The sequence below is a fragment of the Bradyrhizobium sp. genome, assembly GCF_019242285.1.
Taxonomy (GTDB): domain Bacteria; phylum Pseudomonadota; class Alphaproteobacteria; order Rhizobiales; family Xanthobacteraceae; genus Bradyrhizobium.
In genome coordinates this window covers 1-7,427 of record NZ_JAFAVV010000818.1, presented here as the reverse complement: position 1 = coordinate 7,427, position 7,427 = coordinate 1, and the positions used below count along the sequence as shown (strand labels likewise).

Genomic DNA, 7,427 nt, shown 5'->3' with positions numbered 1-7,427 from the left:
CGCGCCAGGCTGTGCCGGGGGCGCGGCTGGCGGCGGCGTGGTCGCAGCCGGAGGCGGTGGCGCGGTCGGATGAGTCGGCGCAGCCGGGGGCGGCGGCGGAGGCGGGGCCTTCGGCGCAGCTGCGGGCGGGGGCGGCGGAGGAGGAGGTGGTGGCGCGGTCGGCCGCGTGGCTGGCGGAGGAGGCGCGGCAGGCGGAGGCGGCGCCTTCGGTGCAGCGGCCGGCGGCGGCGGAGGTGCCTGGTGTGGCGCAGCAGGCGGTGGTGGAGGTGCCTTGGGGGCCGCAGCCGGAGGTGGCGGCGGAGGCGCTGCCTGATGAGGAGGTGGTGGTGGCGGTGCGGCCGGGTGCGGCGGAGCAGCCGGGGGCGGCCCTCCGGGATGCGGCGTCCCCGCCGGAGGCGGTCCGCCCGGCGGACCCTTCCTGCCGCCTTCCTTTTCCTTTTCTTTTTCGGCCTGCGCCAGAACCTGAGGCGTGGACTGCGCGAATGACGCCGTGCTTGCGAATTGCAGCGCTGCCATCGCGGTCAGAGCAGTCGTGGCGAGCAGCACAAGACGGGTTCTGGTCATGGCGATCTGGTTTCCCGGAAAAGTTTTCGTGACAGGGCCGGCGATCAACAAACAAGCGTTAGGCCGGAATGTGGCGCCTTGGATAGGGTGATTTGCATTTATTTCTCAAGCCGCGGGCAGCGCATTCGCCTTCATTCATGACGCATTCAGGGCCTCTCTTGCGTGCTTTCGAAGCTGTCGGGAGCTAATCGGTGGCGGGATTGGGTGTCGTGGGACCGGACGGCCTGCGCGAGGGCAGCTCCTCCGGCGTCTCGCCCGGGAGCTCCTTGGGGATCGGGGGCTCGTCCGGTTCGTGCACGGGCGGCGGTATCTCCGGGCTGGGATTGCCCGGTGGAATCCCCGGTGGAGGCTCGGTCGGCGTGCCCGGCGTCGCGGGAGGAATCTCAGGCGGCTCGATCGGCATCTACTGCCCGACCTTGCGATCGATGCCTGTGGTCATGTTCAACTCCATCTTTCCCGAGCATAACGGTCCGGCAGAAGCGATGTTCCCGAACGGAGCGGCGCAAGATCATTCGTCCCGCAGCAGCATCGTGTTGCTGCGGGTGCGGCCTTGCTCGACATAGCCGCGCAGCACCATGTCGGCGATGCAGTCCTCCTGCCACGCGTCGCGCGAGAGGTGCTCGATCACCACGCCGCGGGGCCAGAGCGGGGACGGCGCCTCGGCGAAAAAGCCCATGAGCACCCGGTCCTCGAAGCCCTCGACATCGATCTTCAGCGTGTCGACCTTCGTCACGCCGGCGTCATCGAGGATGCGTTGCAGCCGCAGCGAAGGCACCTTGATCGCGCCGGCCGAAGGTGCGGCGGTCACGACATGGCTGGCGCCGAGATTGTCGCCATCTGTCTCGATCAGGAGCTCGCCATCGGAAGGTCCCGCGGCGGCGGCGACCAGCGCGACCTGGTCGAGGCCGGAGGCGGCGCGGTTGAAGGCGAGCCTTGCATGGATGACGGGATGCGGCTCGATGGCGATCACCTTGCCGTTCGCGCCGACATGGCGGGCCAGCACCAGGGCATAGGTGCCGACATTGGCACCGGCATCGACGAACACGCCGCCCGCGGGCGTATGCGCGCGCAGGAAAGCGAGCTCTTCGAGGTTGTAATCGGGATTGAACAACGCGCCGCGTTCGGTCGCGGAGGCCTGATGATGGAAGCGGAACGACGCCCCCTGGTAAGGCACGTCGACCGGCCCCGCGCGCAGCAGGTTCACCAGGCGCGACAGCATCGGACGGAACGCGCCGCGTTTCAGCCGCGAGCGATGCGCAAGTGAGATCACCACGGCCTGCGCCGCGGTCGGCGCGAACGCCCCGAATGGGGCGGGCGAAGCATCGTTGTCGGGTACCAAACGGAAGTCCTCGGGCGAAGCGCGGAAAGGCGCGCATGCATAGCCGGTTTCCGGCGTGACTCCAACGATCGGGGCATTGTTTCAGGACGATCCGTCGGGTCAGGCGGCCTTTGCCTTGGCTGCGGCACTCTTGCGATTGCGCAGGAAGCGGCCGAGCAGGCGTCGTTTTCCCTTCCGCGGGACGAGATCGATGTCGCTCACCAGCTTGGCGCCGCCCTTGCGGCGTTCGAGCGTGATCTTGCGGCTGTGGAACGCCTCGAGCTCGGGCCGATGCGCCACGCTGACGATGGTGGCTTTTGGCAGTTCCTCCGTCACCATGTTCATCATCTTGTCCTGGCTCTTCTCGTCGAGCGCGGAGGTCGCCTCGTCCAGCACGACGATGTCGGGGCTGTGCAACAACAGCCGCGCGAAAGCGAGCCGCTGCTTCTCTCCGCCTGACAGGGTCTGGTCCCAGGGCGAATCTTCCTCGATCTTGTCCTTGAGATGATCGAGCCCGACTTTGTGGAGCGCTTCGCCGATCTCCTTGATGGTCCAATCCTCGGCGGCGCCGGGATAGGCCACCGCGCGTCGCAGCGTGCCGGACGGCACATAGGGCCGTTGCGGCAACATGAACAGCCGGCGGTCCGGGTGGAAATTGACGCTGCCGCCGCCCCATGGCCACAGGCCCGCGATCGCGCGCACCAGCGTGCTCTTGCCGGAGCCGGATTCGCCGGCCACCAGCAGCCGCTCGCCCGGCTCGATCACGACCTCGGTTTCGCCGACCACGGCGGTGCCGTCGTCGAGCGAGACCGAGAGATCGTTGAGGCTGAGCATCGCCTCGCCCTCGGTCTCGCCGCGCTTGATGCGGCCAAAACCCTCGCCGCGCTCGGCGCGCTCCAGGCCGTCCAGCGACATCATCAGCGAGGCGATCCGGCGCGCGCAGGCGTTCCAGTCGGCGAGCGCCGGGTAATTGTCGACCAGCCAGCCGAACGCGCCCTGCACGATGGTGAACGCGCTCGCCGCCTGCATCACCTGGCCGAGCGTCATGCTGCCGTCGAGGAATTTTGGCGCGCAGAGCAGGAGGGGGACGACCGGAGCAATCAGGCTCGAGCCCTGCGACACCAGCGTGGTGCGCATGTGCTGGCCGGCGAGGCGGGCCCATTGCCGCAGCACGTTGCCGAAGGCTTTGTCGATGCCGGCGCGCTCCTCCTCCTCGCCGCCGAGCAGCGCAATGCTTTCGCCGTTCTCGCGCACGCGGGTCAGGGTGTAGCGGAATTCGGCCTCGGCCTGGTTCTTGTCCTCGGAGAACTGCACGAAGCGGCGGCCGATCGCCGTGATCGAGCCCGACGCGATCAGGGCGTAGAGCACGGCGGCGATGACGAGGAAGCCCGGGATCGTGAAGGTCGAGCCGCCCAGCGTCAGCGTGAGCGCGCCGCCGATGGTCCACAGCACCACGATGAAGGTGGTCGCCGACAGGAACGCCGCGGTGATCCCGGCGGTGAAGTCGATCGGCGAGGCGGTCGCCACCCGCAGGTCCTCGGCGATGCGGTATTCGGGATTCTTGTGATCGCCGCCGACCAGGTTGAGCTGGTAGTAGCGGCCGTTCGCGAGCCAGCGCGAGATCACGGCGGTGGTGAGCCAGGCGCGCCAGCGGCGCTGGATGCCCATGCGCGCGAACACCTGGGCGACGCCGAGCGCGACGCTGCCGATCGCGAGCGGGAAGAATGTCGCGGTGAGATGGAAGACGGTGGCCTGATCGCGCTTCTCGATGGCGTCGAAGATGGTGCGATTCCAGACATTGATGCCGTACTGGAAGCCGACATTGGCGACGATCAGGAGAAGCAGCCCGATCGTGAACACCCAGGCGAGCCTGTCGCCCTTGCGCCCCCAATAGCCGCGTGCGGACAGCCAGAAGCGCGTGAGCAGATAGCTCCTGCGTGCCTCCTCGGCCTCTTCCGGCGAAAGCTCGGGATCGGGCTCGACGATCTCCGGCGGCGGCGGCTCGACCTCGTCACCGTCTTCGGCGACGACTTCGACGATCGGCGGCTTTTCGTCCTGTGATTTCTTGTCATCCAACGACCGCGGCGCGCCTGCTTTCTTCGGCTCGTGCGGCGCGGATTTTTCGCGAGATTTCGGCGTGCTGGAGGCCCCGGACATGATCCGACAACGCCAGCCAAATCAGAAGGTTCCGTGACCGGTTCCGGTGAATGGCTCAGGCGGCAAACACGTGAAATCCGGCGCGCGGAAACTGCACCACCACCTCGCGCGCGCGAGGATCATGCCGGCGGATCGCAATGTGCTGCGGCGACAATGCGACGATCTCGCCGGCCACGCGGACCTTGCCATAGTCGTCCGGCACCACTTCGACCCTGTCGCCGGGCTTGCGGCCATTGGGGTCGCCGGGATCGTGCTGCTCGACGGTCTCGGGGGTTGCGCGGGTGGCGATCTCGAGTGCTTCCGCCGACGTCATTTCCTGCCGCGTGCCGTGGCCGACCGCGCGCAGCCGTCCGGCCCACGCCCGCGCATGGTCGAACTCGCCGAGCATTTCGTCGACGTTCTCAAGGTTGGAGCGCACGTACCACAGGTTCATATAGGCATTGATGTCGCACAGGCTCGGGGTATCGCCGGCGATCCATTCCCGCTCATCGGCGAGCTGCGCATCGATCCATTGCAGGTGCGCGCGGAACTGGTCGCGCATCTGCGGGATCGCGTCCTTCATCGCCGCCACATCGAACTTGGCGCCGCGCAGTTTCTCGCGGTCGGCGATGAACTCGGCCGGAACCCTGTCGGCGTTGGTGCCGAACACCAGGTTCACCGTGTTCTGGAAGAACGAGCGGTCGGTCCACATCGCGCTGCCCCAGGCGAGGCCTTGGTAGCCCTTCGGCAACAGCATCGGCTCGGGAAAACGCCGCTCCAGTTCGCGCATGATGCATTGCGTGTCGCAATAGATGTCGGCGCCGATCTGCAGCACCGGGGTGCGGCGATAGCCGCCGGTCAGCGGCATCAGGTCGGGCCGCGGCATGATGCGCGAGATCCGCACCGAGCTCCAGGCGAGCTTCTTCAGGCCGAAGATCAGCCGGATCTTTTCCGAAAACGGCGACTCATCGAAATGGTGCAGGATGATCGGCGAGGCGGGCATGGCGGCCTCACACCTGCCGCTCGACCAGCTTCAGCTTGAGCTCGGCGATCGCTTCCGACGGGTTGAGGCCCTTCGGGCAGGCCTTGGCGCAGTTCATGATGGTGTGGCAGCGATAGAGCCGGAACGGGTCCTCGAGATTGTCGAGCCGCTCGCCGGTCGCCTCATCGCGGGAATCGGTGACCCAGCGCGTCGCCTGCAGCAGCGCCGCGGGGCCCAGGAAGCGCTCGCTGTTCCACCAATAGCTCGGACAGGAGGTCGAGCAGCAGGCGCACAGAATGCACTCGTAGAGGCCGTCGAGCTTCTCGCGGTCGGCGTGGCTCTGCTTCCATTCCTTCTGCGGCGTCGGCGAGCTCGTCTTCAGCCACGGCTCGATCGAGGCATATTGCGCGTAGAAATTGGTGAGGTCCGGCACCAGGTCCTTGATGACCGGCTGATGCGGCAGCGGGTTGATCTTCACCGCGCCGTCCTTCACGTCATGCATCGACTTGGTGCAGGCCAATGTGTTCTGGCCGTCGATGTTCATCGCGCAGGAGCCGCATACGCCCTCGCGGCAGGAGCGGCGGAAGGTCAGCGTCGGGTCGATGTTGTTCTTGATCCAGATCAGGCCGTCCAGCACCATCGGCCCGCAATCATGGGTGTCGACATAATAGGTGTCGACGCTCGGATTCTTGCCGTCGTCGGGATTCCAGCGATAGACCTTGAACTCGCGGGTCGCGGTGGCGTCGGCCGGCTTCGGCCAGGTCTTGCCGCCGCTGATCCTCGAATTCTTCGGTAACACGAAATCAGCCATCTGCTCTGTCCCTGCCGCGCGTTTAATACACCCGCGCCTTGGGCGGGATGTACTGCACGTCGTTGGTCATGGTGTAGTTGTGCACCGGGCGGTAGTCGATCGTGCTGTTGCCGTTCTCGTCGATCCACGCCAGCGTGTGCTTCATCCAGTTCTTGTCGTCGCGCTCGGCGAAATCCTCGCGCGCATGCGCGCCGCGGCTTTCGGTGCGGTTGGCGGCGGAGTCCATGGTCACCACCGCCTGGACGATCAGGTTGTCGAATTCCAGCGTCTCGATCAGGTCGGAATTCCACACCAGCGAGCGGTCAGCGACTGAGATGTCCTTGATGCCGCCGTGCACCTTGTGGATCAGGTTCTGGCCCTCGTGCAGCACCTCGCCGGTGCGGAACACCGCGCAATTGTTCTGCATCACGTGCTGCATGCTGGCGCGCAACTTCGCGGTCGGCGTGCCGCCCTTGGCATGGCGGTACTGGTCGAGCCGGCCGAGCGCCCGGTCCGTGGAGTCCTTCGGCAGCTCCGGCTGCTTGCCGTCGGCGGTGAGCTTCTCGCCGAGCCTGAGCGCGGCGGCGCGGCCAAACACCACGAGGTCGATCAGAGAATTGGAGCCGAGCCGGTTGGCGCCGTGCACCGAGACGCAGGCGGCCTCGCCGATCGCCATCAGGCCGGGGACGACGAAGTTTTCGTCGCCGTTCTTCTTGGTCAGCACCTCGGCGTGGAAATTGGTGGGAATGCCGCCCATGTTGTAGTGCACCGTCGGCACGATCGGGATCGGCTCGCGGGTGACGTCGACATTGGCGAAGATGCGCGCGGATTCGGAGATGCCGGGCAGCCGCTCAGCCAGCACTTTGGGATCGAGATGGTCGAGATGCAGGAAGATGTGGTCCTTCTTCTTGCCGACGCCGCGGCCCTCGCGGATCTCGATGGTCATGGCGCGCGACACCACGTCGCGCGAGGCGAGGTCCTTGGCTGACGGGGCATAACGCTCCATGAAGCGCTCGCCTTCGGAATTGACGAGATAGCCGCCTTCGCCGCGCGCACCCTCGGTGACGAGGCAGCCCGAGCCGTAGATGCCGGTCGGATGGAACTGGACGAACTCCATGTCCTGCAGCGGCAGGCCGGCGCGCAGCGCCATGGCGCCGCCGTCGCCGGTGCAGGTGTGCGCCGAGGTGCAGGAGGCATAGGCGCGGCCATAGCCGCCGGTCGCCAGGATGGTGGTCTGCGCCCGGAAGCGGTGCAGCGTGCCGTCGTCGAGTTTCAGTGCGATGACGCCGCGGCAGGTGCCCTGGTCGTCCATGATCAGGTCGATGGCGAAGAATTCGATGTAGAATTCCGCCGAGTGCCGCAGCGCCTGGCCATACATCGTGTGCAGCATGGCATGGCCGGTGCGGTCGGCCGCGGCGCAGGTGCGCTGGGCCTGCGCCTTGCCATAGTCGGTGGTCATGCCGCCGAACGGACGCTGGTAGATCTTGCCGTCTTCGGTGCGCGAGAACGGCACGCCCCAGTGCTCGAGTTCGTAGACCGCTTCGGGCGCGTTGCGCACCATGTATTCGATCGCGTCCTGGTCGCCGAGCCAGTCCGACCCCTTGACGGTGTCGTACATGTGCCAGCGCCAGTCGTCC

Annotated in this window: 6 protein-coding genes and 1 pseudogene; 1 reads left to right on the top strand and 6 read right to left on the bottom strand. The window is 66.8% G+C overall.

All coding sequences use genetic code 11. The features are described 5' to 3' along the window. Positions 1-596: pseudogene (locus tag JOY90_RS33635) on the top strand (hypothetical protein); the annotation flags it as partial. A gap of 152 nt (positions 597-748) precedes the next feature. Here JOY90_RS33635 and JOY90_RS33630 read toward each other — a convergent pair. The 6 genes from JOY90_RS33630 to sdhA form a co-directional block, all read right to left on the bottom strand. Then, positions 749-967, bottom strand: a complete 219-nt coding sequence (locus JOY90_RS33630) for a hypothetical protein (protein WP_291695398.1) — start codon at positions 965-967, stop codon at positions 749-751. A 105-nt stretch (positions 968-1,072) separates the two neighbouring features. Continuing rightward, a complete protein-coding gene (locus tag JOY90_RS33625; protein ID WP_291695397.1) occupies positions 1,073-1,903 on the bottom strand; it encodes an FkbM family methyltransferase in 831 nt (276 codons plus the stop codon). 99 nt (positions 1,904-2,002) lie between these two features. Further along, the gene (locus JOY90_RS33620) at positions 2,003-4,039 is read right to left on the bottom strand and encodes an ABC transporter ATP-binding protein/permease (RefSeq protein WP_291695396.1); all 2,037 of its coding nucleotides are present in this window, start codon (positions 4,037-4,039) and stop codon (positions 2,003-2,005) included. A gap of 55 nt (positions 4,040-4,094) precedes the next feature. Next, positions 4,095-5,021, bottom strand: a complete 927-nt coding sequence (locus JOY90_RS33615) for a glutathione S-transferase family protein (protein ID WP_291695395.1) — start codon at positions 5,019-5,021, stop codon at positions 4,095-4,097. A 7-nt stretch (positions 5,022-5,028) separates the two neighbouring features. Next, entirely contained in the window at positions 5,029-5,811 is a 783-nt protein-coding gene (locus JOY90_RS33610; protein WP_291695394.1) for a succinate dehydrogenase iron-sulfur subunit, read from the bottom strand. 22 nt (positions 5,812-5,833) lie between these two features. Next, positions 5,834-7,427 (bottom strand): succinate dehydrogenase flavoprotein subunit (gene sdhA / locus JOY90_RS33605; protein ID WP_291695393.1); only part of this gene is annotated, 1,594 nt, incomplete at its 5' end.